General features: G+C 69.4%; 23 protein-coding genes. 10 read left to right on the top strand and 13 right to left on the bottom strand.

The features are described 5' to 3' along the window. Positions 1 to 392 precede the first annotated feature (392 nt). Positions 393 to 563, top strand: a complete 171-nt coding sequence (locus tag BKH20_RS08620; RefSeq protein ID WP_256693106.1) for a hypothetical protein — start codon at positions 393 to 395, stop codon at positions 561 to 563. A 121-nt stretch (positions 564 to 684) separates the two neighbouring features. Here the strand turns inward: BKH20_RS08620 and BKH20_RS08615 are convergent, their stop codons facing one another. The 4 genes from BKH20_RS08615 to gatC all read right to left on the bottom strand — a co-directional run bounded on the left by BKH20_RS08615 (position 685) and on the right by gatC (position 5738). After that, positions 685 to 2073 (bottom strand): NAD(P)-dependent malic enzyme, encoded by a 1389-nt coding sequence (locus BKH20_RS08615; RefSeq protein ID WP_075390717.1) that lies wholly within the window; start codon positions 2071 to 2073, stop codon positions 685 to 687. A gap of 328 nt (positions 2074 to 2401) precedes the next feature. Next, positions 2402 to 3898, bottom strand: coding sequence for an Asp-tRNA(Asn)/Glu-tRNA(Gln) amidotransferase subunit GatB (gene gatB / locus BKH20_RS08610; RefSeq protein WP_075390716.1), 1497 nt, complete (start codon positions 3896 to 3898; stop codon positions 2402 to 2404). Then, positions 3895 to 5436, bottom strand: a complete 1542-nt coding sequence (gene gatA, locus BKH20_RS08605; protein WP_075390715.1) for an Asp-tRNA(Asn)/Glu-tRNA(Gln) amidotransferase subunit GatA — start codon at positions 5434 to 5436, stop codon at positions 3895 to 3897. The genes gatB and gatA overlap by 4 nt, the downstream gene beginning before the upstream one ends. Then, a complete protein-coding gene (gene gatC, locus BKH20_RS08600) occupies positions 5433 to 5738 on the bottom strand; it encodes an Asp-tRNA(Asn)/Glu-tRNA(Gln) amidotransferase subunit GatC (protein ID WP_070659979.1) in 306 nt (101 codons plus the stop codon). Before gatC ends, gatA begins: the two co-directional genes overlap by 4 nt. Positions 5739 to 6152: 414 nt before the next feature. Here gatC and BKH20_RS08595 point away from each other — a divergent pair, with 414 nt between their 5' ends. After that, complete coding sequence (locus tag BKH20_RS08595) at positions 6153 to 8012, top strand: L,D-transpeptidase (RefSeq protein WP_075390714.1); 1860 nt, start codon at positions 6153 to 6155, stop codon at positions 8010 to 8012. Between the two features lie 94 nt (positions 8013 to 8106). Here the strand turns inward: BKH20_RS08595 and ligA are convergent, their stop codons facing one another. Further along, positions 8107 to 10563: an NAD-dependent DNA ligase LigA gene (ligA, locus tag BKH20_RS08590; RefSeq protein ID WP_075390713.1), complete on the bottom strand. Its 2457-nt coding sequence runs from the start codon at positions 10561 to 10563 to the stop codon at positions 8107 to 8109. A gap of 141 nt (positions 10564 to 10704) precedes the next feature. Here ligA and BKH20_RS08585 point away from each other — a divergent pair, with 141 nt between their 5' ends. Continuing rightward, positions 10705 to 14322 (top strand): FtsK/SpoIIIE domain-containing protein, encoded by a 3618-nt coding sequence (locus BKH20_RS08585; RefSeq protein WP_075390712.1) that lies wholly within the window; start codon positions 10705 to 10707, stop codon positions 14320 to 14322. Positions 14323 to 14528: 206 nt separating this feature from the next. Further along, positions 14529 to 14777: a WhiB family transcriptional regulator gene (locus BKH20_RS08580; protein WP_003779481.1), complete on the top strand. Its 249-nt coding sequence runs from the start codon at positions 14529 to 14531 to the stop codon at positions 14775 to 14777. 98 nt (positions 14778 to 14875) lie between these two features. On the opposite strand, the gene BKH20_RS08575 is transcribed toward BKH20_RS08580, so the two are convergent. Beyond that, positions 14876 to 16351, bottom strand: coding sequence for a sensor histidine kinase (locus BKH20_RS08575; RefSeq protein ID WP_075390711.1), 1476 nt, complete (start codon positions 16349 to 16351; stop codon positions 14876 to 14878). A gap of 178 nt (positions 16352 to 16529) precedes the next feature. Here BKH20_RS08575 and BKH20_RS08570 point away from each other — a divergent pair, with 178 nt between their 5' ends. The 5 genes from BKH20_RS08570 (at position 16530) to BKH20_RS08550 (ending at position 19887) form a co-directional block, all read left to right on the top strand. After that, positions 16530 to 17036, top strand: coding sequence for a DUF2505 domain-containing protein (locus BKH20_RS08570; protein ID WP_075390710.1), 507 nt, complete (start codon positions 16530 to 16532; stop codon positions 17034 to 17036). Positions 17037 to 17192: 156 nt separating this feature from the next. Then, positions 17193 to 17633: an OsmC family protein gene (locus BKH20_RS08565; RefSeq protein WP_075390709.1), complete on the top strand. Its 441-nt coding sequence runs from the start codon at positions 17193 to 17195 to the stop codon at positions 17631 to 17633. A gap of 75 nt (positions 17634 to 17708) precedes the next feature. Continuing rightward, the gene (locus BKH20_RS08560) at positions 17709 to 18410 is read left to right on the top strand and encodes a hypothetical protein (protein WP_075390708.1); all 702 of its coding nucleotides are present in this window, start codon (positions 17709 to 17711) and stop codon (positions 18408 to 18410) included. Further along, positions 18407 to 19300, top strand: a complete 894-nt coding sequence (locus BKH20_RS08555) for a thymidylate synthase (RefSeq protein ID WP_075390707.1) — start codon at positions 18407 to 18409, stop codon at positions 19298 to 19300. The genes BKH20_RS08560 and BKH20_RS08555 overlap by 4 nt, the downstream gene beginning before the upstream one ends. Next, entirely contained in the window at positions 19297 to 19887 is a 591-nt protein-coding gene (locus BKH20_RS08550) for a dihydrofolate reductase (RefSeq protein WP_075390706.1), read from the top strand. Before BKH20_RS08555 ends, BKH20_RS08550 begins: the two co-directional genes overlap by 4 nt. Positions 19888 to 19927: 40 nt before the next feature. On the opposite strand, the gene BKH20_RS08545 is transcribed toward BKH20_RS08550, so the two are convergent. The 6 genes from BKH20_RS08545 to BKH20_RS08520 form a co-directional block, all read right to left on the bottom strand. Continuing rightward, positions 19928 to 20335, bottom strand: coding sequence for a winged helix-turn-helix transcriptional regulator (locus BKH20_RS08545; RefSeq protein ID WP_081381664.1), 408 nt, complete (start codon positions 20333 to 20335; stop codon positions 19928 to 19930). A gap of 103 nt (positions 20336 to 20438) precedes the next feature. Next, entirely contained in the window at positions 20439 to 21062 is a 624-nt protein-coding gene (locus BKH20_RS08540) for an NADPH-dependent F420 reductase (RefSeq protein ID WP_075390705.1), read from the bottom strand. 155 nt (positions 21063 to 21217) lie between these two features. Then, a complete protein-coding gene (locus BKH20_RS08535; protein ID WP_075390704.1) occupies positions 21218 to 22204 on the bottom strand; it encodes an ABC transporter substrate-binding protein in 987 nt (328 codons plus the stop codon). Beyond that, entirely contained in the window at positions 22201 to 22881 is a 681-nt protein-coding gene (locus BKH20_RS08530) for an ABC transporter permease (RefSeq protein ID WP_075390703.1), read from the bottom strand. The genes BKH20_RS08535 and BKH20_RS08530 overlap by 4 nt, the downstream gene beginning before the upstream one ends. After that, entirely contained in the window at positions 22878 to 23558 is a 681-nt protein-coding gene (locus tag BKH20_RS08525) for an ABC transporter permease (RefSeq protein WP_075390702.1), read from the bottom strand. The genes BKH20_RS08530 and BKH20_RS08525 overlap by 4 nt, the downstream gene beginning before the upstream one ends. After that, positions 23555 to 24424: an ABC transporter ATP-binding protein gene (locus BKH20_RS08520; protein ID WP_075390701.1), complete on the bottom strand. Its 870-nt coding sequence runs from the start codon at positions 24422 to 24424 to the stop codon at positions 23555 to 23557. The genes BKH20_RS08525 and BKH20_RS08520 overlap by 4 nt, the downstream gene beginning before the upstream one ends. Positions 24425 to 24623: 199 nt before the next feature. Here BKH20_RS08520 and BKH20_RS08515 point away from each other — a divergent pair, with 199 nt between their 5' ends. Then, positions 24624 to 25616, top strand: coding sequence for a zinc-binding dehydrogenase (locus tag BKH20_RS08515; protein WP_143224971.1), 993 nt, complete (start codon positions 24624 to 24626; stop codon positions 25614 to 25616). 10 nt (positions 25617 to 25626) lie between these two features. Here the strand turns inward: BKH20_RS08515 and BKH20_RS08510 are convergent, their stop codons facing one another. Further along, entirely contained in the window at positions 25627 to 25803 is a 177-nt protein-coding gene (locus BKH20_RS08510; protein ID WP_256693105.1) for a hypothetical protein, read from the bottom strand. Between the last annotated feature and the right edge of the window lie 34 nt (positions 25804 to 25837).

Raw genomic sequence — 25837 nt, 5'->3', positions numbered from 1 at the left:
AGTTCTCAAACAACACACCCAGCCGGGGCTCGATTAAGTCTTCCGACTTAACGTCGCTCAGGCGAGCAACTCCGCTACTTTAGAACATTTGCCGGTTCAGCGTCAACCTCATGAGCATTGCTCTCGGTCACACCGACCGACGTCCCGCCGTAGCAGATCCGCTACCGGAAGGCCTTGAGCCAGGCCCGGCCCGTTCAGCAGCGGGCTGTACTTTAGGCAGGTCCACCCCACGGACGTCAAACCGGGAGGCCATGATCCAGGACACACCTACTTTTCGGCGGCATCCCAACACTTTCGGTAACCGCCCGCATGTGCGGCAGCAGCACCCCGCCGTCCGTCAGTGTCCACCGACCAGCCCGACGCAAGCACTCATGGTCTCGTTGTATCTGGCCATGTGGCCCATCGGAACCGGAGGCACTGAGAACGCCGCGACCAACCCCCTGGTCGATCTCCACTGGGTTCTGACCCTGTCCACCATTGTGTTCGCGCTGACGCGGGCCGGCGGCACCCTGGGGCTGGGCACCTGGTGGTCTCGTCTGGTCGGCGACTCCTGGCTGCGCTGATGCCGCCGACGCCGTCTTGACTGACGAGCGAGCTCAGGCCATGTACTGAGCACGGCAAGGGGCGTGAGACACCCGCAGGTGTCTCACGCCCCTTGCCGCGTCATATGGAACGTAACAGCCCTCACTCCGCCTCAGCGAACTTGCGGACCGCCTTGGCCACGGCGTCGGCGACCCGAGTGTCGAAGGCACCGGGGATGATGTACACGGGACTGATCTCGTCGTCGGCGATCACCGAGGCGATACCGGTGGAGGCGGCCCGAAGCAGCTCGGTGGAGATGTCGGTGATGCCGGTGTCCAGCAGGCCGCGGAAGAGGCCGGGGAAGGCCAGCACATTGTTGATCTGGTTGGGGAAGTCCGAGCGCCCGGTCGCCACCACGGCGGCGTAGTCGGCGGCACGGATCGGGTCGACCTCCGGGATCGGGTTGGCCATGGCGAAGACGATGGCGCCGTCGTTCATGACCTCCAGATCCTCGGGCTCGAGCAGGTTGCCCGAGGAGACACCGATGAAGACGTCAGCCCCCTTGAGGCCCTCCTTGAGGGAACCGGTCACCTGACGCGGGTTGGTGTTCTCCGCCAGCCACTTGCGGTGCTCGTTCATTCCCTCAGTGTTCGCCGAGGACAGAGCCCCACTGCGTCCGTAACCGACGATGTCCGTGGCTCCGTGCGCCATGAGCAGCTTGGCAATGGCGCTGCCAGCCGCGCCGACACCGGACAGGACGATGCGCACGTCCTCGATCTTCTTGCCCACGATCTTCAGAGCGTTGATGAGGGCCGCCAGGGTCACGATGGCGGTGCCGTGCTGGTCGTCGTGGAAGACGGGGATATCGAGCTCCTCGCGCAAACGGGCCTCGATGTCGAAGCACTTGGGGGCCGCGATGTCCTCCAGGTTGATGCCCCCGTAAGCCGGGGCAATGGCCTTGACGATGGAGATGATCTCCTCAGGATCCTTCGTGTCCAGAGCCACCGGCCAGGCGTCCACGTTGCCGAACTGCTTGAACAGGACGGCCTTGCCCTCCATGACAGGCATGGCGGCCGACGGTCCGATGTCCCCCAGGCCCAGGACCGCGGTCCCATCGGTGACGACGGCGACGGTGTTCTTCTTGATGGTGAGCATCCGAGCGCGCTCGGGGTGGTCGTAGATGGCCTTGCAGACGCGGGCCACACCGGGGGTGTAGACGCGGGCCAGGTCGCGACGGTTGTGGATCGGGTACTTGCCGGTCACCTCGATCTTGCCCCCGACGTGAGTCAGGAAGGTCGAGTCACCGACATTGCGGACGACGACGCCGTCGATCTCCTCCAGCTTGGCGACCAGCTCGTTGCGGTGCTTGGAGTCGCGGGTGTCGGCGGTCAGGTTGACGGTGAGCTTGTCACCATCGGCGTCGGCCACATCGACACCAGTGACGATGGCGCCAGTCGCAGTGGCGGTGTCGACCAGGCGGGCCACCGCCTTCTGGGAGGCGGGCACCTCGAGATACAGGGCGACGGTGTAACTGGGACTGGGCTGAACCATGGGCACTCCTCGTGGGGCAGGCGGGACTTGAGACAAGTGCTCTGAGCCTAACCCCCACCGGCCGCCAGCCACTCGGATAACGGTCCCGTTGTGATCAGATACTGAGATTCGCGGCGGCTTTCGCAAGCAATCTCACCCTGTGCGCAAGCCCACCATCACCGACGTGAGCCGCCAAGGAGGCTCCGGGCGGCTGCCGGCAACAAACGGTCCGGCCCGTCACCACTGGCTAGGTACAGCGGTGACGGGCCGGACCGTTCCGAGCCGCCCTCGATACGGGAGGACAACGCGCGGGGGATTATTCAGCAGCCCAGTGGCGAGAAGACTCGCCTCAGCCCTGCACGCGCTCCATGACGAGCTCACGCACCCGCTTGGCGTCGGCCTGGCCGCGGGTCGCCTTCATGACGGCTCCGACGATGGCGCCGGCCGCCTGGACCTTACCGCCGCGGATCTTGTCGGCCACGTCCGGGTTGGCGGCCAGGGCCTCGTCCACGGCGGCCAGCAGCGCGGAGTCGTCGGAGACGACCTCGAGCCCGCGAGCGGCGGCCACGGCCTCAGGATCACCCTCTCCGGCCAGGACCCCTTCGAGAACCTGGCGGGCGAGCTTGTCGGTCAGGCGCCCGCAGTCCACCAGCCCTTGCAGCTCGGCGATCTGCTCGGGCGTGACGGCCATGTCCTCCAGCGCGGTCTCCTGCTCCTTGGCCCTGCGGGAGAGCTCACCCATCCACCACTTGCGGGCGGCCTGACCGGTGATTCCTGCTGCCGCGGTGGCCTCGATGAGATCGAGCGTCCCAGCGTTGACGACGTCGCGCATCTCGGTGTCGCTCAGAGCCCACTCGGCCTTGAGGCGACGGCGCTTGGCCGCAGGCATCTCGGGCAGCCCCGCACGGATCTCCTCGACCCATTCGCGGCTGGGCGCCACCGGCACGAGGTCCGGCTCGGGGAAGTAGCGGTAGTCGTCGGCGTCGGACTTGACGCGACCGGCGCGAGTGGTGCCGTCGGCCTGGCCGTGACGGGTCTCCTGAAGCACCTCCCCCCCGGCGGCCAGGATCGCGGCCTGACGCTGGATCTCGTAGCGGACGACCTGCTCGATCCCACGGAAGGTGTTGACGTTCTTGGTCTCGGTGCGGGTGCCCAGCGGCGCATCGGGCGACTCGCGCAGGGAGACGTTGACGTCGGCGCGCACGTTGCCGCGCTCCATGCGCGCCTCGGAGACCCCCAGGGCCCGGAAGATGTCGCGCAGGGTGCGCACGTAGGCGGCGGCGACCTGAGGCGCCCTGGCGCCGGCGCCCTCGATGGGGCGGGTGACGATCTCCACCAGCGGCACGCCGGCGCGGTTGTAGTCCACCAGGGAGTGGCTGGCGCCCTCGATGCGGCCGTCGGCACCCCCGATGTGGGTGTTCTTACCGGCGTCCTCCTCCATGTGGGCCCGCTCGATCGGGATGGTGAAGAAGGAGCCGTCCTCCATCTCGATCTCCAGGGCGCCGTCGTAGGCGATGGGCTCATCGGACTGGGAGGTCTGGAAGTCCTTGGCCAGGTCCGGGTAGAAGTAGTTCTTCCGGGCAAAGCGGCAGGACTGCGCGATCTCGCAGCCCAGGGCCAGGCCGATGCGGATGGCGTACTCCACACCGCGGGCATTGACCACCGGCAGCGCACCGGGAAGCCCCACCGACGTGGGGGTCACCATCGTGTTGGGCTGAGCGCCGAAGACGTTGGGGGCGGCGTCGAACATCTTGGTGGCGGTCCCCAGCTCGACGTGCACCTCGAGTCCCAGGACCGGGTCGTAGCGACGAACGGCCTCGTCGAAGTCCATCAGCGTGTCACTCATCGTGTCTCCTCCAGCTCGGGCGCACGCGACAGCAGCGGCGCCCCCCATGTCTCCTCCAGCGCGGCCTCCAAGACAGCGCCCACGCGGTACAGGCGGTCATCGGCCCTCTGCGGCGCCAGTATCTGGAAGCCCACCGGAAGCCCGTCATCGCTCAGGCCCGAGGGCAGGCTCATACCGGGCACCCCTGCGAGGTTGGCCGGGATCGTGGTCACGTCCAGCTTGTACATCGCCAGCGGGTCGTCCTTCTCACCGAAGCGGTAGGCCGTCACCGGAGCGGTGGGCGAGACAAGGATGTCCGCCTTGTCCCAGGCGGCGGCGAAGTCGCGCTGCACGAGAGTGCGCACCTTCTGGGCCGAGCCGTAGTAGGCGTCGTAGTAGCCGGCCGACAGCACGTGGGTGCCCAGGATGATGCGGCGCTTGACCTCGTCGCCGAAGCCCGCCCCTCGGGTGGCCGCCATGACGGTCTCGGCGGTGACGGGTCCCGACGTCGGCTCGACGCGCAGGCCGTAGCGCATCCCGTCGTAGCGGGCCAGGTTGGAGGAGGCCTCGGCGGGCATGATGAGGTAGTAGGCGTCCAGGGCGTACTCCAGGTGCGGCAGGGAGACGGTCTCCACCTGCGCTCCGGCCGCCTCGAGCAGATCCAGGGCGGCGTGAAAGGAGACCACGACGCCGTCGTGGTAGCCCTCTCCGCCGTCGAGCTCGGAGATGACACCGACCCGCAGTCCCGTCAGGTCCCGTCCCTCCTGCGCGGCCCGGACCACGGCGGCCATGCCGCGCGGCGCGTCCGGCAAGGACGTCGAGTCCAGCGGGTCGTGGGAGGCGATGACGTCGTGCAGCAGAGCGGTGTCCAGCACCGTGCGAGCCATGGGGCCGGGCGTGTCGAGGGAGGAGGCCATGGCGATGACGCCGAAGCGCGAGACCGTGCCGTAGGTCGGCTTGACGCCGACCGTGCCGGTGACGGCCGCAGGCTGGCGGATCGAGCCTCCGGTGTCGGTGCCCACGGCCACGGGAGCCTCGTAGGCGCCGACGGCGGCGGCCGAGCCACCCGAGGATCCTCCGGGGATGCGGCCCAGGTCCCAGGGGTTGGCGGTGCGGCCGAAGGCCGAGTGCTCGGTGGAGCCGCCCATGGCGAACTCGTCGAGATTGGTCTTGCCCAGGATCGGGGTGCGGGCGGCGCGCAGGTTACGCACAAGGGTGGCGTCATAGGGCGGTACCCACCCCTCGAGCATCCGTGAGGCGGCGGTCGTGACCTGGCCACGGGTGACGATGAGGTCCTTGACGGCCACCGGCACACCGGTCAGCTCGCTGGTCGTCTGGCCCTCCTTGCGGGCGGCGTCAGCTGCGTCGGCCTGGCTCAGGGCGCACTCGGCATCGACGTTGAGGAAGGCCCCCACGGCGCCGTCGACAGCGGCGATGCGGTCAAGATGGGCCTGGGTGAGCTCGTGAGAAGAGACCTCCCCCGCCGCCAGGGCCGCGGCCTGCTCGGCGGCGCTGCTCCTGATGAGGCCGGCCAGGGCGTTGGTGCTGTGAGCGCTCATGAGGCGGAGTCCTCCCCCAGGATCTGAGGAACGAGGAACATGGAGTCCTCGCAGGCCGGCGCACCGGCCAGGAGCTCGTCGACGTCGAGCGTGGGGCCGGCAACGTCCTCACGCAGCACGTTGGTCAGGGGCACGGGGTGGGAGGTCGCCGGCAGGTCGGGCGTGACCACGCTCGTGACTCGGGCGAAGGAGGAGGCGACCGCGTCCAGCTCTCCGGCCAGGCGCGTCACCTCCTCATCGCTCAGGGCGACCCGAGCCAGCGCCGCAACCCGTGCGACCTCATCAGTGGAAATAGCAGACATGGTGTGGAGTCTAGCCGGGCTGAGCCGGTCTGCGGCCGCATCACGTCGACATCACGTCGAAGCAGGAGCGCCAGGGCGGTCCGGCCCTCAGCGACACCATTCTTCCCTGAAGGCGGTGTGGGCGCCGCGCCTTCGGAGTCCGGCGAAACTGACCCGGCACCGAATTCGTGCGATCTCACAGAGCCTCATCCCTGAAGATGATTGACATCGTGTGGTTTCACGGATGTCATGGTGATCACCAGGGTGAGGACCGCCCCGCCGGCGACGGCGCTGCCGCGTCGACGCAGGTCGGACCAGGATTAGCCCTTGGATCAGACCTCCATCCAGGCCCTTGGACCACCGGAGGTCGGATGGACCACTGGATTCGGCCACGTTCCTCCCCACACGGGGCCCGTGGCCGAGGGATGAGGATGCATGAGCGGCAACACTTCCCCCACTGGTGCACAGCACCAGGGAGAAGCCTCACAGAGCGAGACCCCTGTGCTCAGCACGCCCTACGGGCAGCCCGAAGGCGTGCGTCGTCAGTCCGTCTTCCAGGCGGCTGCAAAAGTCGCGGCACCGCACGCGCATTCCGCCAACACCGCCGCAAGCGGTATGAGCGCGGAGCAGAGCAGCACCGAGGAGATTGAGGCGGTCGTCCCGGCAATGACCTCAGAGCCCTCAGAGCCGGGTTCCGGCAGCGAGCCGAGTGATCAACCGAGCACCGAGGACGCCTCGGGAACCGAGGACACCGCAGGCGCCGACCATCCCGCCGCAGCCGACCCGGGCACGGCCGTTTCCCCTGCGCTCTCCCCTGCGCTCACGTCCCCCGATGCTGAGTCGTCCCCGTCGTCCCCGGACGAGCCGCGGCGTCGTCGCCGTTGGCCCCTGGGGGTCGCGGCCGCCGCGCTCATCCTGCTGGGCGTCGTCGGTGCCGGAGGCTACGCCTACGCCGCGCACTACGACGGCCGGGCCGTCCCGGGCACGACCGTGGCCGGCACCGACGTCTCCGGCAAGAGCCGGCAGGAGGTGGTGGCCGCCATTGAGGAGCGCGCCAAGAGCACCAAGGTCGACATCTCCGGGGACGTCACCGCCAGCGCCTCCCTGGCGGACCTGGGAACCACTGTGGACGCCCAGGCCACCGCCGACGCCGTCATGGCCCGAGGCGACACGCTCGGCGAGAAGCTCCGCGCCCTGGTCTCCCAGGGCAAGGGCGAGGTCCCGGTGGTCTCCACCACTGACAAGACCAAGGTGAGCAGCTACGCCACCTCCCTGATCCCCGAGGACCGCGCCAAGGCGCACAACGCCACCGTGGTCCTGGGCGATGACGGCACCGCCTTCACCATCACGAGCTCGTCCACGGGCTCCTCCCTGGACGCCGACGCCCTGGCTCAGGCAGCGCAGAAGGCCGCCACGTCCCTGGACTCGTCGTCGATCTCGCTGAAGATCACGAATGCCGACCCGAAGGTCTCCGACTCCGACGCCCAGAAGGTTGCCGACAAGGCCAACAGCTGGGTCTCCCAGGACGTCACCATCACCATGGGCGAGGACTCCTACACGGCGGAGGACACGGACAAGGCCTCGTGGATCAAGGTCACCAACTCGGCCGACTCCGCCCCGACCATCGCTGTGGACTCCGCGAAGGTCTCCCAGTGGGTCAAGACACAGGCCGAGGAGGCCAGCTCCAAGCCCGTCACCGGCGAGCGCAACGTCAATGCCAGTGGTCAGGTGGTCTCCACCCCGACAGAGGCCAAGGACGGCAAGACCGTTAACAACGCCGATGCGGTATCCACCGCGATCACACAGTCCCTGGGCAGCAACAAGGCCTACTCCGGCTCCTTCGAGGCCACAACGGTCAAGGCGGAGTGGAAGGAGCGCACCATCGCCAATGGCGCGGAGAAGCTGCCCTACCAGGCCGCCCCGGGTGAGAAGTGGGTCGACCTCAACCTGTCGAACAAGACGGTGACCGCCTACGAGGGGGCGACCGTCGTGCACGGCCCGGTCTCCATCGTCGACGGCGCCACCGATACCCCGACGGTGACCGGCACCTACAAGGTCTACCTGCAGTACGAGTCCCAGACCATGCGGGGGGAGAACGCCGACGGCTCCCCCTACGTCGCCGAGGACGTCCCGTGGGTGAGCTACTTCTACAGCGGCTATGCCTTCCATGGTGCGGGGTGGCGCTCCAGCTTCGGGTACTCCGGTTCCCACGGCTGCGTCAACATGCCGGTCTCCGAGGCGCAGTGGATCTACAACTGGGCCGACACGAACACGGTGGTCCAGAGCCACTACTGAGCCGGTATCAGGTATCAGGGCCAGTATCAGCCGAGTCGCAGCTGGGGCGGGGCACCTTCCGACAAAGGAGGTGCCCCGCCCCAGTCGTGAGTCCTCAGGAGACCGCCTGGGGTCCTCCATCCAGGAGCGCCACGAAACCCTCCTCGTCGAGGATCGTCAGTCCCAGCTCTCGGGCCTTGGTCTCCTTGGAACCCGCCTTGTCCCCCACGACGACGAAGCTCGTCTTCTTCGAGACACTCCCCGAGGCCTTGCCGCCGCGCGAGACGATGGCCTCCTTGGCGCTGTCTCGGGTGAATCCCTCCAAGGAGCCGGTGACGACGACGGTCAGGCCCTCCAGGGTGCGCGCCGGCTCCTCCTGCTCCTCCGAGGCCTCCTCCCGGGTACGGACCCCGGCGGACTCCCAGCGGCTGAGGATCTCGCGGTGCCAGTCGACCTCACGCCACCGTGCCCAGGACTCGGCGATGGTGGGTCCGACGCCGTCGACCTCGGCCAGCTCGGTGACGTCGGCCTGGCACAGGGCCTCCAGGGACCTGAATCGCGCCGCCAGGGCCCGGGCGGCAGTCGGCCCAACGTGGCGCACGGACAGGGCCACCAGGATGCGCCACAGCGGGCGGCTGCGGGCCTGCCGGAGCTGGGAGAGCATGGAGGTGGCGTTCTTCCCCGGCATCGTCGCCTTCTTGACCCGCCCGTCGGCGTCGTAGGTCTGCTTGGTCCAGAAGAAGCGGCTCAGGCGCCAGTCCCCGGTGGGGACCCCACGACGGGAGACGGGGCGCCAGACGAAGACCTCGCGCAGGTCGTCCTCAGTCAGGTCGAACAGGGTGGCCTCGCCGGTGAGCACCGGTGTCTGCTCGGTGATCCCCGCCTGCCTCAGGAGCTCCTCGACGGCCTCCACCCGCTGGGAGACGTGGAGGGAGTCGAGCTCGCCGGGCGGGAGGCTGAGACGTCCACCTTCGGTCTCCAGGCTCCGCCCCGCCGCGAGCGCGGTCAGGGCCTCGCGGCGTCCGGCGTCGGGTTGGGTGAGGGCGCCGGCGGCCTCATCTCCCAGCCCTTCGACGTCCAGGGCGCCCCGGGAGCCGATGTGGGCGATCCGTTCGGTGAGCTGGGCGGGGCAGGAACGGGTGTTGGGGCAGCGCAGGTCGACGTCGCCGTCCTTGGCCGGTGCCAGCTCGGTGCCGCAGGACGGGCAGTGCGTCGGCATGACGAAGTCCCGCTCGCTGCCGTCACGTAGGTCGGCGACCGGCCCCAGGATCTCGGGGATGACGTCGCCGGCCTTGCGCACGATGACCATGTCCCCGATGCGCACGCCCTTGCGGGCCACCTCAGTGGCGTTGTGGAGAGTGGCGCGAGCCACCGTCGAGCCGGCGACCAGGACCGGCTCCATCATGCCGAAGGGCGTGACGCGTCCGGTGCGCCCGACCTGGACGGCGATGTCCAGCAACCGGGTGCGTACCTCCTCGGGCGGGTACTTGTAGGCGGTGGCCCAGCGGGGCACTCGGGAGGTGTGGCCCAGGCGGCGCTGAAGGGAGTGGTCGTCGAGCTTGAAGACGATGCCGTCGATCTCGTGGATGAGGTCGTGGCGGTGGGTGGCGTAGCGCTCGATGTAGGCCTCGCGCTCGGCGCGTCCCCTCACCACGGCGTTGTAGGGGGACACCGGCAGCCCCCAGCCGGCCAGCAGCTCGTACCACTCGTGCTGCCGGGTGGGGAGACTCTCCCCCGGCGCGGGGGTGATCGCGCCGACCCCGTGGGCGATCATCGCCAGGGGCCGGGAGGCGGTGACGGCGGGGTTCTTCTGGCGCAGCGAGCCGGCTGCCGCGTTGCGGGGGTTGGCGAAGACCTGCAGGAGGGGGGCTCCGTCGGCCTGCCGCTGCAGGTTGCGGGTGCGGCGCTCCTCGTTGAAGGCCTCGAAGTCCTGGGTGGGGAAGTAGACCTCGCCGCGCACCTCGAGCAGGGAGGGGTGGGCGTCGCCGGCCAGGACCAGGGGGACCGAGGCGATGGTGCGCACGTTGCCGGTGACGTCTTCACCGGTGGTGCCGTCGCCGCGGGTCGCGGCCCGGGTGAGGATGCCGTCCTCGTAGGTCAGGGCCACGGCCAGGCCGTCGATCTTGACCTCGGCGGTCATGGCGAGGTCGTCGTCGCCGACCCCGGTCTCGGTGACCATGCGCTCGGCCCACTCCTGGACCTCGTCGAGGGAGAAGACGTCCTGAAGGGAGTACATGCGCTCGTGGTGCGGGGCGGGGGCGAAGTCGGTGACGGCGCGCCCGCCCACGGAGCGGGTCGGTGATCCGGCTCGGGCCAGGAGGGGGTGGGCCGCTTCCAGTTCCTCCAGCTCCCGGTAGAGGGTGTCGTAGTCGGCGTCGGACAGGGGGCTCTCGGCATCGATCGCGTTGTAGTAGGCGTCGCGGGCGGCCTCGATGTCACGCACCAGCTCGCTCCAGCGTTCCCGGGCGGCGGTGGGGATGGCGCTCAGATCCACGGGGCCGCGCTGATCGGAACGTGCCGAGGAGGGGGCCGGGGCGGGAGCGGAGCCGCGGGACGCATCGGTGTCAGTCATGGGGCCATCTTCCCCCAAGCGGGTTCACACCGGGTTGCGCCCGTGTCCACAGTGACCATGAGCATCCCCGAACGGCGAGGTTGTCCACACCCGGGGTTGCCCGACGGCGACGTGACGGTCTCCAGCAGCGATTCTGGAGGCATGAGCGCGACCGCCGATGTCCTGGACCTCCACCCGCTGCTGCCGGGAGAGGTCTCGCCCTCGTTGTTCCGGCGCTCGGCGGGTGAGGCGGCCGCGGACGCGGCTCTGGCCGCCTTGGCCGGCCCGTGGCACCTCGCGGTCCTGGACGGTCCTGACCGCGGCCTGGTGATGGCCGTCAGGGACGGCGCTCTCCTGGGACGCGGCGAGGTCCTCAGCGACCCGTTGGTCTCCCGCCGTCATCTGCGCCTGCGGGTTCACGGCGGCCGGGTCCTGGCGCAGGACTGCGGATCGGCCAACGGCTCCTACCGCTACTGGCACGTGGGGATGTGGCTGCGTGCACGCCGGGAGATGAGGTTGAAGGAGGGGGCGCTCCTGCGGCTGGGAGACAGCGTGCTCGAGCTGCGCAGGCGCCCCTGTGACCTGGTGGTGGCGGCCCCTGCGACGTCGGCCTCGTCAACGGCATGGTTGATGGTGGGCTCACTGGTCTGCGTCCTGGTCATGGCCGGCTCGGCGGTGATCGCGCTCAGGACGGGGAGCCGGGGCGCGATGGGCATGGTCATGGTGGCGCCGATGGTCGCGATGACGATCATGCGCCTGGTGCCCTTCCTGCAACAACGGAGAGCCCAGCGCGCCGGGCGCACCGGGCGTGCGGGTGGAGCCCGATGGCGCGCTCGCCGGCGCCGCCGGGGACGCCGGCCGGGCTGGAGGCACGGCGAGCCGGACCCTGCCACGATGCTGCTGGCCGTCGCGGCGCGCTCCAGCATGTCTCAACCCGTCCGGGACTCCCCGGCCGAGGACTCGACGTCCGTCTCCGGCGCCCAGGAGGTCCTGGCCGCCTGGAGTGCCGGACGCCGACGACGCTGCGTCCTGTCGCTCTGCGACGGCGAGAGCCTGGCCCTGGTGGGCAAGGGCGCCGGCAGTGCGCTCAGATGGTGGTGCGCCCAGCTTCTGGCCCGCGATGAGGTCCGGGTGACCGTGCTGGATGACCCACCGGGTGCCCCGCCGGATGAGCGCTCCGGTGATCGGGGCGGTGTGGAGCGTGAGTGGCAGCAGGCAGGCGACCGGCTGGGGGTCCGTCTCTCCTGGGGCCCGCAGGCGCATCCTCGCAGCGCGCAGATAGTGACCTGCTCGCACGATGGGGTCCCGCCCCAGGCGCTGAGCACGCGGCCCGCTCCGGCCGGGGCGCCGTCGTTCTCACCGACCTGGTGGGAGACGGTTTGTCACCTGAGCCGCTCCCGGATCACGTCACCACCCCGGGCGTCGTCCCAGGGCGATGGCGTCCCCGATCTGGTCCCCCTCAGTGCTGTCATGGACGACCTCGACGCCCACGAGCTGCGGGCGCGGTGGGAGGAGCGGACGCACTCCTCGGACCGGGGCGCGCCGGCGCTGTCGGCGGTGCTCGGAGTGGGAGCACGAGGACCGGTGCGTGCCGACCTGGTGGCGGACGGCCCGCACGCTCTGCTGGCCGGGACAACGGGTTCAGGGAAGTCCGAGCTGCTCATCTCGTGGCTGGTGCAGCTGGCGCTGAGCCGAGCGCCGGATCGCCTCACCCTGGTCCTCGTCGATTACAAGGGCGGTGCCGCCTTCGGACCTCTGGCCGGCCTGCCGCACACGGCCGGGGTTCTGACGGATCTGGATCCCGCTGGCACCCAGCGCGCCCTGTCCTCCTTGGAGGCCGAGGTGCGCCGCCGCGAGCGGATCCTGGCCGCCCACGGCGCCAAGGACCTCTCCTGCCTGCCGCCGCAGGTCATCGTCCCCGATCTGGTGGTGGCGGTGGACGAGTTCGCCACCTTGGCCGGCGAGCACGCCGAGGTCCTGGAGTCCCTGGTGCGTATCGCCGCCCAGGGGCGCAGCCTGGGGATCCACCTCATTCTGGCCACGCAGCGTCCTCAGGGGGCCGTGTCCCCGGCGATTCGGGCCAACACCTCCTTGCGGGTGTGCCTGCGGGTGCTCGACGCCGCTGACTCCAGGGACGTCCTGGGGCACGACGGGGCCGCCCGGCTCGGTCATCATCCCGGCAGGGTCCTGGTCAGTGGAGCCGGCAGCATCGAGGACGGCGGCCTCGATCCGGCAGGCCCCAGCAACGGGACCAGTGGTTGTCCCAGTCCTGGTAGTCAGGTGCTTCAGGCCCCCTGGTGCGGCTCGACGCGTGAGGTTCAGGAGGTCGTCGACCTTATCTCACGCGCGGCCGAGGGGCACGCCGCCCCGTGGCGCCCTTGGGCGCCGGCCCTGCCCACCTCGATCAGCGCGGCCGAGGCACTCGAGCTGGGACGGCTCCGAGGTCCCCGAGCACCGGGGGAGCTTGAGGAGGGGACGCAGGGGGCGCTGGTCCCCGCGGACCCGGCCGGCCACGCACCACTGTCCGGGCACGACGACGACCGTCTTCTCCTGGCTGTGACCGATCTTCCTCGCCAGCAGAGCCTGGGGGTGTGGCACTGGAGGGTCACGCGCCCGCTGCTGGTCCTCGGGGCCCCGAGGTCGGGGCGTTCCACCGTCATCGCCTCGGCTGCGATGGCGGCACTGGGCTCGGGCAGAGGGGTGCACCTGTGCGGCTTCGTTCCCCCGGCCGCCGGCGCCTGCGGCCGGGCCACAAACGCGACCTCCCCCGTGCGCAGGCTCTTCACCCACCCCGGGGTGGGCACGGTGGTCGGTACGGAGGACCCGCGACGCCTGGCCCGGCTATGGGGACTCGCCGCCAGCGGGCACCTCGGCGCAGACCTGCTGTGCCTCGACAACGTCGACGCTCTCATCCCGACCATTGATGAGGTGCTGGGCCCCGGCCAGGGCAACGCCCTGTTGGAGGCCGTCATCCGTACTGCGTCCGCGACGGGCACTCCCCTGCTGCTGACCGCCCCCTTGGCCGCCTCCACCGCCCGGTGGACCGGTTCCATGGGGCTCAGGCTGGTTCTCGGTGCGGCCACCAGCACGCAGGCCGCTCTCGCCGGTCTTCCACGCGGGGTGGTCACCGGTGGCGCCCCGGGGCGCGGCGTCATCCTGGACGGGGCGACGACGACCGCCTGCCAGATCGTGCTCCGTGAGGACTGCCCGGTTTCCGGATCCGAGCGCGACGGTGGCCACGCGCTGCGGCTCGAACCGCTGCCGACCCGGCTCACCTGGGAGGACGTCCCGGAGGGCACCTGGGCCGTGGGAGGGGACGCGGCCGCACCGGTCACACTTCCGGCCGGCACCAGCGTCCTGGTCGCCGGGCCGCCCGGCTCGGGGCGCTCCACGGCGCTGCGGGCACTGGCTCAGGCGCTTGCCTCCGACGCCCTCGTCGTCGACGACCTGGACCTGGCGGACGTCACCGCCGCCACTCAGGTGGAGGCTGCGCTAGCGCGCTCCGAGGTGGTCCTGGCCTCCGCCTCGACGGAGAAGGTCGCCACGACCTTCCGCGGCGCGATCTCCACCATGCGTGAGCGCGAGGCGCTCGTCGTGCTGTGGCCCGGTATGCGCCCTGCCGATCAGGCTGCCGGCATCTCCTTGCGGACGGTCACCGACCCCAGAGCGATGACGCTGCCCGGTCGTGGAGCACTCGTCTACCGTGGAACGTGCCTGCCCATTCAGATCGTGCTACCCCGCCCTGAAGACGACGATCGCCCTATTGAATACCCTGTTTAACAGGCATTCTCAATGAAGGAAAGTGGTGTTATCTCAACACCTCAGCATCCTGTGAGGATCACGACAGGGTATCGGCACAGGTCTCATGATCGAGGTCTTGCCCACCGCCCCCCGTCATGTGAAAGTTGTTCTCGGACGCGGCCGCCGTTCCCTGACAAGCTGGGCCGGCGCCAACCGCATGACCGATGACCTTGTAGGGGGCCCTTATGGACTGGCGCAGCCAAGCCGCATGTCTCACCGTTGACCCGGAGCTCTTCTTCCCTGTGGGAAACACCGGTCCCGCCATCGCCCAGATCGCCAAGGCGAAAGAGGTGTGCGGCCGCTGCGAGGTGGTGGACACCTGCCTGAAGTGGGCGCTGGAGAATGGTCAGGATGCCGGCGTCTGGGGAGGCATGAGCGAGGACGAGCGCCGTTCCCTCAAGCGCAGGGCGGCCCGGGCCCGCCGGTCATCCTGAAAACTGATCGAGTTCTTCGTACTGCGGTGTTCGCACGGTTAATCGTACGAACACCGTTTTGTTGATCCAGGTGTTGTCAACAGCCGGCCATCAAAAGGTCAGGCCTCAGCCCTGGCAGCCCTCTGGTTAAGGCGGGCGTGAATGACGACGTCAGTGCCCCCTCCGTTCAGAGGCTCCCAGTCAATGACCCCGCGCAGCTCCCCGCGCACGAGCGTGGTGACGATCCGTGTTCCCAGGCCGGTCATGAGGGTGTCCGGTGCCAGACCCGCACCGTTGTCCATCACGTGGACCTCGAGCCGGCCCTCGTCACGGTGGGCCGTGACTGTCACGCGGCCGTCACGGCCATCGAGGCCGTGCTCGACGGCGTTGGTCACAAGCTCGGCCAGCACCGTGGCCAGCGCCTGCGCCGTGTCGGCATCGACCACTCCGAAGGAGCCCTCCAGCTTGGTGCTGACCTCACCCGTGGGCGTGGCCACGACCGCGGCCATGCGCAGGATGGAGGAGAAGACCTCATCGAAGTCCACGTGCTCGTTGACGTTGTGGCTCAGGGCGTCGTGGACGGTGGCGATGGTAGTCACCCGGCGCTCGGCCTCGGACAGGGCCTGGCGGGTCTCCTCGTTCGAGGCGCGGCGGGCCTGCATGCGCAGCAGCGCCGAGACGGTCTGCAGGTTGTTCTTGACCCGGTGATGGACCTCCCGAATGGTGGCGTCCTTGTTGAGCAGGACCTGCTCACGCCGACGCACCTCGGTGACGTCACGAACCAGGAGCACCGCGCCGGAGCGGCGCCCCTTGAGCGTCAGCGGGATGGAGCGCAGGGAGAGGAACACTCCCCCGACCTCGACCTCGGTGAGCCAGGCCTGCCTGCCCATGAGGACCACGGCCAGCGTCTCATCGACGGGGGTGCGGGCGGGGATGATCGAGGTGACGGCCTCAGCCAGCAGGATCCCCTCCAGCTCGCCCTCGATCCCCAGGCGGTGGAAGCAGGAGCGCCCGTTGGGGCTGACATAGACGATCCGCCCCTCCTCGTCCAGGCGCAGGACGCCGTCGGCCACGCGCGGCGTGCCGTGTCGGATCGTGGTGCCGGCGTCCTGAATGGGGAAGTCGCCCGAGGCGGTCATCTGGCACAGGACCTCGGCGATCTCCTCCATCTCCCGCTCAACGATGCGCCCGCCCCGGATGACGCCCACCGAGGTCTCCCGAGTCACGACGGCGATCGGCGTACCGGCGTGAGCGACCGGGATGTACTCCTCCTGGACCGCGGCGGTACCGGTCCAGTAGGGCTCGGCGGCATCCTGGATCTGGGCGGTGGACAGTGACTCCATGGCCATGGCCTCGCGTGAGGCCGGCATGCGCCGCCCGATCACGTCCTCGAGGTGGACGGTGGTCCCACCAGAGGGACGGGTATGGCCCGCGGCGATGAAACGCCCCGCGCGGGTACGCACCCACAGGACCAGGTCAGAGGTGGATAGGTCCGCAATCAGCTGCCAGTCGGCCACCAGCTGGTGGATCCAGTCGAGGTCGGCCTCGGCGAGGTCGACTGCGTCTCTCAGGGCGCTGGGCAGAAGATTAGGCACCTCTCAAGGTTATCGGCAGTGAGCGGAACCGGCTCGTTGAGCCGACTAATTGCCAAGCAGGACACATGTTCGGGACCTGAGTGGTCCCGTGCTCAGCCCAGCGGGCCGCGCCACGGCTCCTGGTCCCCTCCGCGGTCGGAGCATGCCCCGGCCCGGCGAAACATGACAGGATCGCACCATGAGGAAGACCATCACCATCACCTATCCTGCAACTCCGGCACGCACTGCGCAGATGCTCGCCGATCCCGCCTACCAACAGGCGCGGGTCTCGCGAGCCGGGCTCGACAACACCTCGGTGGACGTCGCCCAGCGCGGTCAGGGTTTCGTGGCCACCATCGCCGGGAGCATCCAGCCCTCCCAGCTGCCCTCGGTCGCCTCGCGGTTCGTGCGCTCGGCGGTGTCCTTCTCCGTGGCTGAGTCCTGGGGCGAGCCGAAGGATGACGGCTCTCGCTCCGGCGGCTATGACGTGACGGTCAAGAACGCCCCGGTCAGGGTCAGTGCCACCTCCACCATGGCCCCCGCCGCGGACGCCGCCGGTGAGGCCACCACCGTCACCGTCGACGTCGACCTCAAGGTCACCGTGCCGCTGGTCGGCAAGACCATCGAGGAGAAGGCCATGGGCATGGTGGGGCGCGTCGTCGCCGATGAGGAGAGCCGGGCCACCACCTGGCTCGCCGAGCACTGATCCGCGTCTCGATCACTCACCTCGATCACTGACTGTGCGCTACGTTGCCCAGGGCTGTTATTCCCGTGCTGCGCCGCTGTCCGCCAGTGGCGCAGCACGGGGCTGTACGCCGGTTCCGCCGCCGAGTCTCGTCCGATTTCATGGCACGATCAGGCCATGAGCACTTCCAGCACAGCCGCCTCCGCCCCTAACGCCGTGTGGGCCGAGCGCGCGGGCACCCGCCAGTACATCGGCCGCAACTCCTCGGGCGCCGAGGTCCGCATCGGCATGGGCCCGGGCGAGTTCTCTCCCGGTGAGCTGATGAAGATCGCCCTGGCCACCTGCAACACCCTGTCTGCCGACCACCGTCTGGCCAAGGCCCTGGGCGAGGACTTCGAGGCCACCGTGGGCTGCTCGACCGTCAAGAACGACGCCGAGGAGCGCTACGAGTCCTTCCAGGTCGAGATTGTCACCGACCTGTCCTCGCTCGACGCCGAGCAGCGCGAGCTGCTCAGCCAGCGGGTCGCCGGCGCCGTCGACCGCCACTGCACGGTGGGCCACACCATCGAGCACGGCGCTTCCTACACGACGACGATCGTCGACCCCAACGAGGACTGAGCGCTCAGCGCCCCATCCGCTGAACCGGCCGCTCTCCCCGATTCCCCCTGTGTCACTCAGGCAAGGAGACCACCGTTGAACACCTCCCGATCTGGGCGCCCCACCGCGCTGGAGCGAGCCCTCGACAAGGCGATCGCCATCCCGGCCGCCCTCATCGAGGAGCGCGTCGCACGGATGCGCCGAGACCGTCCCGGGGCAGACGCCGCCGAGCTCGTCGAGATGGCCGGTGCCCGTTTCCGGAGGGACGCGGGGCTGTCATCGGGAGCGGTCGGGGCCTCCGCGGCCATTCCCGCCATCGGTACGGGCGCGGCCGCCGCCCTGACAGTGGGACAGAGCGCCGCCTTCATTGCCTCGGCCGTCACCTACATCCTGACTGTCGCGGAGATCCAAGGGGTCCACGTCGTCGACACCGAGCGCCGTCGAGCCCTGGTCCTCTCCGCCCTCCTGGGAAAGGAGGGATCCGAGGCGGTTCAGGGCCAGCTGGGCCTGTCCTCGATGTTCTGGGCGGCTCAGCTGCTCATGCAGATGCCCCTGCCGTCGGTGAAGTCGATCAACGCCCGCCTCATCAAGCGGATGGCCAAGCACTCGGCCGCCAAGGGCGGCGCACTGGCGCTGGGGCGTCTCCTCCCCTTCGGGATCGGGGCCGCCATCGGATGGAAGGGGGGCCGGGCGCTGGCCAACCAAGTCATCGAGGGGGCGCAGGCGGCCCTGGGACCCGAGCTCGCTGTGGGCGGCTACGTCGTCGACAGTTCCCATATCGAGGTGATCGAAGCATGAGCGCAGCCAGCAGCCAGAGCAAGCCGTCGCCGTCGGCCGCCCAGTACCCGGCGCTGGCGCAGATGGGGCTCCTCCCCCCGCCAGACGTCGACGTCGCCTACGAGAACCTCCTGGCCGACGTCCTGGCCAACGGGACCGCGAAGTCCGACCGTACCGGCACCGGGACGCGTTCACTCTTCGCCCGCCAGCTGCGCTACGACCTGCGCCGCGGCTTCCCGCGCATCACCACGAAGTTCGTGGCCATGAAGGCCGTCAAGGGTGAGCTGCTGTGGTTCTTGCGCGGGGAGACGAACGTGCGCTGGCTCCAGGAGCGGGGCATCACCATCTGGGACGAGTGGGCCGATGACTCCGGTGAGCTGGGGCCGGTCTACGGCTCGCAGTGGCGCTCCTGGCCCACCCGGGACGGGGGCGCGATCGACCAGATCGCCGGGCTCATCGACACGCTGCGCACCGACCCGGACTCGCGGCGCATGCTGGTGTCGGCCTGGAACGTCTCCGAGCTGGGTTCCATGGCGCTGGCCCCCTGCCACGCCTTCTTCCAGTGCTACGTGGCCGATGGCCGCCTGAGCCTGCAGATCTACCAGCGCAGTGCCGACCTGTTCCTGGGGGTGCCCTTCAACATCGCCTCCTATGCGCTGCTGGCCCACATGCTCGCCCAGCAGGCGGACCTGGAGCCCGGTGAGCTCATCTGGACCGGCGGGGACTGCCACATCTACGACAACCACGTCGAGCAGGCCCGCACCCAGCTCTCCCGGGTGCCCAGCGCCCATCCCTTCCCCACGCTGCGTCTGGAGCGGGCCGAGTCCATCGACGCCTACGACATGGACGACATCGACGCCTCCCAGGGCTACGAGCACCACCCCACGATCAAGGCCCCGGTCGCGGTATGAGCGGCCTGGGGATGATCTGGGCCCAGGACGTCACTGGCGCCCTGGGGGCCGACGGCAGCATGCTGTGGCGCGTGCCGGCGGACTTCGCCCATTTCAAGGCCACGACCATGGGCTGCGGGCTGGTCATGGGGCGCACCACCTGGGACTCACTGGGAGGGCCCCTGCCCGGGCGGCGCAATGTGGTTCTCACCCGTGACCGCTCCTGGCGGGCCGAGGGGGCGATCCGCGCCGGCTCGCTGCGCGAGGGGCTCTCGCTGGCGGCGCGGGGCCTGGCCGCTGAGCTGGGGCACGATCCTCGTGAGGGGGATGCTGCGGGGCTGCCCCGCCTGTGGGTCATCGGTGGCGGGAGCGTCTACGAGCAGGCGCTGGCTGATGGCCTGCCCGATGTGCTCGTCGTCAGCGTCCTGGACCTGGACGCCAGTAAGCGGGCCCGCGAGCGCGGCCTGCCCGACTCGGCGCTCGTGCGCGCGCCGGGGATCAGCACTCAGCAGTGGGCCATCGATCCGGCCCTCTCCGACCCGCAGGGCCGGTGGCGCCCTGTGTCCGGGGACGCGCGCTGGCGCGTGGAGACCTGGCGGCACCTGTAGACGCGCTCGAAACGCCCTCGGTGAGCGTCTCAGCGGATACTCAGTGGTCGGCGTCGTAGCGCGCCCGGGCCTGGCTGACAGCGCCGAGGTGCTCGGTGGCCCAGGCCTCAACGTGAGCGAGCGCCTCCGCCAGCCCCTTACCTGAGTCAGTGAGCTCGTAGGTCACTCGCGGTGGGATCTCCGGGTACTGATGGCGCTCAATGAGTCCATCGCGCTCAAGGCCCCTGAGGGTCTGGGTGAGCATCTTGGTGGAGATACCGTCGACGCGGGTCGATATCTCCTTGAAGCGCTGTGGCTGGCCCGCTTCGTGAAGCGCCCCGACGACGAGCACGGTCCACAGGTCGCCGAGCGACTTGAGCAGACGGCGTGAAGGACAGCTGCGGTTATAGGGGTTGGGCGCCATCTCCCCCGCCTTCTGCATGCCGGTCGGCTGCTCGGTATCAGCCACATTGTCTCCTCAGGTGCTTGGTCATCAGCCCGTCGTCGGTCGCCCACGAGTATGGACGACCGACGACGGACACGGACGACAGGCTACCTGCCAACCGGGCGCCTTACTCGGATACGACGGCGAGGCCCCCGGTCCAAGCGACCTGCTCCGTGACGCCCAGGGCGATGTTCAGCGCCCCGAGTGCCTCCAGACGCTCCGCCCGCTTGAGCTCGCCGGCGTCGGCCCACGTCAGTCCGGCGGCCTCGACGAACGAGCGCAGGCTCGTCTTGGCCTCCGCAGAGTCGGAGGCGGCCAGGACAGTGGCCGGGCGAGCGCCGATGGTGCCGCTCGCCAGGACGGCGGCGAAGACGGTGTTGAAGGCCTTGACCACCTGGGCGCCCGGGAGCCTCACGGCGAGCTCGGCGGCCGCAGAGCTACCGGCCGGTACGAGCGAGTCGAGGGTGGTGAAGTCAAGGGGGTTGGTCGGGTCGACGACGACCTTGCCGGCGAAGGCCTGCGCGCCGTAGGTGGCGATGACGTCGTCAATGGCGGCGTAGGGCAGGGCGAGGACGACGATGTCACCGGTCAGGGGCGAACCGATCTCGGCCACGTCGACGCCCGAGAGGTTGGAGGCCTTGGAGGTGTCGCGCACCAGGACCTGAGTGCTGGCACCGGCCTTGACCGCCAGACCTGCGACCGCCGATCCGATGTTGCCGGCGCCGATGACGGAGATAGAGGGGACAGACATGAGAGCTCCTTAGTGTTGTTGGTGGACGAACAACTAAACTCTCTCACACACAATCACTTTCCAAAAGAGAGTGACTGTATACAAGAGATCACATGCGGTTGTCCGCACGCTCTCTGCCATCACTGACACGCCGAGCACCGCGGGCCTCTCGTCGCTCAGAGCAGCTTCTTGGAGGTGAGCCAGTCGGTGGCGATGGTCTTGGAGCTGAGCTTCTCGCCGGTGGAGCGCTGGTTGAGGGAGCGCAGCTCGTCGGGGGTCAGCAGGGCCGAGACCCGGTTGATGGCGGTGGCCGCGATGGCCGGCAGTGAGGCGGAGACCAGCGGGGTGACGTTCTGCGGGAGGATCAGCATCTGGGGGTCGGAGAGGATGACGAGGTCCTTGACCCCGATGGCGGGATCGGAGGAGTAGATGTCGGCGACGTCGACGGTGCCGTCGGTGAGGGCCTTGACGGTCAGGGGCCCACCGGAGTCCTCCACCGGCGTGACGGAGGCGTCGACGCCGTAGACGGCCTTGAGGCCCTTGGGACCGTAGGGACGGGTGGCGAACTCCGAGTTCGCGGCGATCGTGACGGGCCGCCCCAGTGAGGCCAGGTCGCCGATGGAGGTCAGGGAGTGGGCCTGGGCGGTGGCCTTGGTGACGGTCAGGGAGTCCTGGTCCGTCGCCTCGGCCGGGTTCAGGACGGTCAGCGAGTGCGGCAGGATCCTCAGCAGGGTATCCTGGATGGAGGCGGTATCGCTGGCGGTGCGGGAGGCGGTCGCGGCGGTGGGGCTGCCCGAGGCGGAGGTTTTGCTGTAGTACTCCAGCAGGTTGCCGCCGTACTCGGGGATGACGTGGATCTTGCCGGCCTCGAGCTCGGGCAGGTAGACCTCCCGCTGGCCGATCTGGTACTGGCGGGTGACGCTCAGGCCCGTCTTCTCCATCATCTGGGCGTAGAGCTCGGCGATGATCTCGTTGGAGTAGTACTGCTGGCTGCCGATGATGATCGGGCCGCCGGAGTAGCCCCCCGAGGCTTGGTCGACGGCGAAGGGGTCGGTGTCGGAGCAGGCGCTCAGGGCGAGCAGGCCGGTGGTCGCGCCGATGCCGGCCAGCAGGCCGCGTCGCGTCAGCTGCTTGCCGGGGCGCGGGTTGGACGGTGCGGTCATGCTGATTCCTTCCGGTGCTGCCGGGCATCCGGGGGCGTGACCCCCCACTGGATGAGGGCGAAGACGGCCTCGGAGGCCAGGGCCAGGGCGATGACCAGGAGCGCGGAGGCGAGCATCATGACGTAGTCCTGGGTCTTGAGGCCCAGGAACATGAGTCGGCCGAGCCCGCCGGCGCCGGTGTAGGCGGCCAGTGTGGCGGTGGAGATGACCTGGAGGCAGGCTGAGCGCAGCCCGCCGACGAGCAGCGGCGCCCCCAGGGGGATCTCGACCCGGCCCAGCACCTGCAGCTCGCTCATGCCGCTGGCCCGGGCGCCGTCGACGGCCATGGTGGAGGCTGCCCGCACCCCGCTCATGGCTCCGGCCAGGACACTGGGCAGGGCCAGGATGACGAAGGCGATCATGGGGGCGCTCAGGCCGACCCCGAGCACGAGGCCGAACAGCGTGATGAGGCCGAGGGTGGGCAGGGAGCGGGCCGCGCCGCTGAGCGGCTGCACCCAGGTGCGCCCGCGTCCGGTGTGCCCCACCCACCAGCCGGCGGGGACCCCGATAAGAGCGGCGATGAGGACACCGGCCAGGGAGTAGAGGACGTGCTGGACCAGCAGTGGGCCGACCCCCATGGCCCCGCTCCAGTGAGTGGGATCGGCGATGTAGGCCAGTGCGGCCAGGACGAACCTCACGCCGTGCCCTCCTGGTTCTGCGAGACGGCTGCGCCGGCTTCGGCGCGCTTCCAGGTCCAGGGCAGGCACAGCCGCCCCAGCGCGAGGACGAGCCCGTCCAAGACGAGTGCCAGGGCCGCGGTGGCCGCCAGGCCGGTAACGATCTCCGCAGTGATGCCGCGCTGGAAGCCGTCGGTGAACAGCCAGCCGAGACTGCGCACACCGAGGACCGCCCCGACAGTGGTCAGTGAGATCGTCGAGACCGTCACCACGCGCAGGCCTGTGAGGATGGCGGGTCCCGCCAGCGGCAGCTCGACGGTGAGGAAGCAGCGCAGGCGCCCCATGCCCATGGCGGTGGCGGCATCCAGGACGCGGGCGTCAACGGCGTCGAGCGCGTCGGCGGTGGCCGGCACCAGGAGCGCCAGCCCGTAGAGAGTCAGGGCCACGATGACGTTGAGCGGGTCGCGGATGCCGGTGGCCAGGATGATGGGAAGGACGACGAACAGGGCGAGGGACGGCACGGCGTAGAGCAGCGAGGAGCCGGTCACGAGCACGGCGCGCAACGGGCGGGCCACGCGGGCCAGCCGGGCGATGGGGATCGCCAGGACGAAGGAGGCGATGATCGCGGGAACCGCCTGGAGAAGGTGGGCCAGCAGGTGCCCGGCGATGGTGGGCAGGTTGGCCAGGACCCAGCTCATGCCCGCTCCTCCGCCTCCGTGGAGACTTCGTCGGCCAGGCGCCCGACGGCGCGGCCGGCCCGGTCCAGGACGATCCGGGACTCGGCGACGTCCGTGAGCCGAAGCTGACGGGCGGCGTCGTCGAGGCCGAGGAAGCGGGCGACGAAGTCGTCGGCCGGGTCGGCCATCAGCTGGGGGCCGCTGCCGCGCTGGGCGACCTGGGCCCCTTCGCGCAGGAGGATGATCTCGTCGCCCAGGGCCAGGGCCTCGTCAACGTCGTGGGTGACGAAGATGATGGTCTTACCCAGCTCGGCCTGGATGCGGACCATCTCGCGCTGGAGGTCGCGGCGCACGAGCGGGTCGACGGCGCCGAAGGGCTCGTCCATGAGGAGCACCTCGGGGTCGGCAGCCAGCGCCCGGGCCACACCGACCCGCTGAGCCTGGCCGCCGGAGAGCTGGTGGGGGTAGCGCCCGGCCAGGTCGCGGTCAAGGCCCAGCATGTCCATGAGCTCGAGCGCCCGCTGCCGGGACTCATGGCGCCCTACGCCTTGAAGACTGGGGACCAGGGTGATGTTGTCGATGACGCGCCGGTGCGGCAGCAGCCCCGCGTTCTGCATGACGTAGCCGATGGAGCGACGCAGAGCCACGGCATCGCGGGTGGCGACGTCCTCGTCATCGATGAGGACCCGTCCGCTGGAGGGCTCCACCATGCGGTTGACCATGCGCAGCAGGGTCGTCTTGCCACAGCCGGACGATCCCAGCAGGACAGTGGTGGTGCCGGCCTCGATGCGGGCCGTGAAGGAGTCGACGGCAGGAGAACCTGATTCGGTGCCCCTCCCGGCCGGATACGACTTGGTAACGGCATCGAAGGTAATGGTGCTGCTCATTGCGGGTGCCGGGTGTCCTCTCATGGCCTCTGGGGCGGCGCGTCCCGATGTCGTATCGCAACCGTACCAGCCGTCACCTACCGATCTGCCAGGTGACGGCCTTTCCCAAGATGATTGGTGCAGGATTGCAAGCAAACACCCAGGGAGCCACCATCTGCCCACCGGAGGTACGAACATGCCAAGCCCGATCAACACTGCTATGCCTGCCACTCCCCCAACCATGATGGCGGCTCGACTCAGCGAGCCGGGGAGTATCGACAACCTCCGCGTCGTCGAGCTCCCGGTGCCGACTCCGCCGGAAGGCTGGGTACGCCTGAAGGTCATGGCCTTCGGCCTCAACCGCAGCGAGTACCACTCCGTGCACGGCATGGCTGAGGGGATGACCTTCCCTCGCGTCCTGGGGATCGAGGCCTCCGGGGTCATCGACCTGGACCCCGAGGGCACGCTGGAACCCGGCACCCAGGCGGTCACGATGATGGGCGAGATGGGACGGGTCTTCGACGGCGGCTACGCCCAGTACGTCGTCGTGCCGCGCACGCAAATCATCACCTTCCACTCCGCTCTACCGTGGGACGTCATCGGCTCGGTGCCGGAGACGCTGCAGACGGCCTACGGGGCTCTCACCACGGGGCTGGATCTCCAACCGGGGCAGAGTCTGCTCGTACGCGGGGGGACCTCAGCACTCGGGCTGGCCACGGCCGCGCTCGCAGCCGACATGGGCTGCCAGGTCTATGCGACCTCTCGCCGTGAGGCCGGGCTGGAACTGCTGCGCTCACGAGGCGCCACAGCGCTCCTGGATGACGGCGCCGTCGCCTCGCGGCTGCGCGAGGCAGAGCCGAGTGGGGTTCACGCCGTCCTTGAGCTGGTCGGGGTGCCGACGCTGCGCGACTCGCTGGCGGCGACGGCGGTTCACGGAACGGTGTGCTTCTGCGGGATGCTGTCGGATTCGTGGACGATTCCCAACTTCTACCCGATGGACTGGATCCCCAACGGGGTGCGCCTGACCACCTACTCCGGCCAGGCCCAGGACCTGCCAGCGGAGGTGCTTCAGCGAACCCTGGACCGGATCGAGTCAGGCGATCTCGATCTCCTGCCCGTCCACTCCTACCCTCTGGCAGACATCGCCCAGGCGCACGAGGACATGGCCTCGGGACGTCACGTGGGCAAGCTCGTTGGTCTGCCCTGGGACTGAGTCGACGCGCTCAGGCCGCCAGGGACACGGCGTCATCGACTCGGAAGTCACCCTTGATCAGGGCCTGAATGCCTTGTGCGTAGGAGCTTGCCGCAGGTCCTGCAGTGCGACCCAGCACATCCTCCAGCCACCGGGAGTAGGCGGCGTCGACGGCACTGGCAACACGGTTGAGAGCATTTCCGATCATGATGATCTCCTTGGTAAATCACTGGTGTATCAAC

Origin of the sequence: Actinomyces oris, from assembly GCF_001937445.1 — a bacterium.
Lineage (GTDB): Bacteria > Actinomycetota > Actinomycetes > Actinomycetales > Actinomycetaceae > Actinomyces > Actinomyces acetigenes.
This window is presented reverse-complemented; position numbering and strand designations above follow the sequence as displayed.

What these genes read in the sequence shown, in the direction of transcription:
- BKH20_RS08550 (WP_075390706.1), top strand. Translation starts at nt 19,297, where the DNA reads ATGAGCGGCCTGGGGATGATCTGGGCCCAGGACGTCACTGGCGCCCTG.
- BKH20_RS08570 (WP_075390710.1), top strand. Translation starts at nt 16,530, where the DNA reads ATGAGGAAGACCATCACCATCACCTATCCTGCAACTCCGGCACGCACT.
- gatB (WP_075390716.1), bottom strand. Translation starts at nt 3,898, where the DNA reads ATGAGTGACACGCTGATGGACTTCGACGAGGCCGTTCGTCGCTACGAC.
- gatA (WP_075390715.1), bottom strand. Translation starts at nt 5,436, where the DNA reads ATGAGCGCTCACAGCACCAACGCCCTGGCCGGCCTCATCAGGAGCAGC.
- BKH20_RS08585 (WP_075390712.1), top strand. Translation starts at nt 10,705, where the DNA reads ATGAGCGCGACCGCCGATGTCCTGGACCTCCACCCGCTGCTGCCGGGA.
- BKH20_RS08620 (WP_256693106.1), top strand. Translation starts at nt 393, where the DNA reads ATGTGGCCCATCGGAACCGGAGGCACTGAGAACGCCGCGACCAACCCC.
- ligA (WP_075390713.1), bottom strand. Translation starts at nt 10,563, where the DNA reads ATGACTGACACCGATGCGTCCCGCGGCTCCGCTCCCGCCCCGGCCCCC.
- BKH20_RS08520 (WP_075390701.1), bottom strand. Translation starts at nt 24,424, where the DNA reads ATGAGCAGCACCATTACCTTCGATGCCGTTACCAAGTCGTATCCGGCC.
- BKH20_RS08565 (WP_075390709.1), top strand. Translation starts at nt 17,193, where the DNA reads ATGAGCACTTCCAGCACAGCCGCCTCCGCCCCTAACGCCGTGTGGGCC.
- BKH20_RS08580 (WP_003779481.1), top strand. Translation starts at nt 14,529, where the DNA reads ATGGACTGGCGCAGCCAAGCCGCATGTCTCACCGTTGACCCGGAGCTC.
- BKH20_RS08510 (WP_256693105.1), bottom strand. Translation starts at nt 25,803, where the DNA reads ATGATCGGAAATGCTCTCAACCGTGTTGCCAGTGCCGTCGACGCCGCC.
- gatC (WP_070659979.1), bottom strand. Translation starts at nt 5,738, where the DNA reads ATGTCTGCTATTTCCACTGATGAGGTCGCACGGGTTGCGGCGCTGGCT.
- BKH20_RS08525 (WP_075390702.1), bottom strand. Translation starts at nt 23,558, where the DNA reads ATGAGCTGGGTCCTGGCCAACCTGCCCACCATCGCCGGGCACCTGCTG.
- BKH20_RS08515 (WP_143224971.1), top strand. Translation starts at nt 24,624, where the DNA reads ATGCCTGCCACTCCCCCAACCATGATGGCGGCTCGACTCAGCGAGCCG.
- BKH20_RS08555 (WP_075390707.1), top strand. Translation starts at nt 18,407, where the DNA reads ATGAGCGCAGCCAGCAGCCAGAGCAAGCCGTCGCCGTCGGCCGCCCAG.
- BKH20_RS08615 (WP_075390717.1), bottom strand. Translation starts at nt 2,073, where the DNA reads ATGGTTCAGCCCAGTCCCAGTTACACCGTCGCCCTGTATCTCGAGGTG.
- BKH20_RS08540 (WP_075390705.1), bottom strand. Translation starts at nt 21,062, where the DNA reads ATGTCTGTCCCCTCTATCTCCGTCATCGGCGCCGGCAACATCGGATCG.
- BKH20_RS08535 (WP_075390704.1), bottom strand. Translation starts at nt 22,204, where the DNA reads ATGACCGCACCGTCCAACCCGCGCCCCGGCAAGCAGCTGACGCGACGC.
- BKH20_RS08595 (WP_075390714.1), top strand. Translation starts at nt 6,153, where the DNA reads ATGAGCGGCAACACTTCCCCCACTGGTGCACAGCACCAGGGAGAAGCC.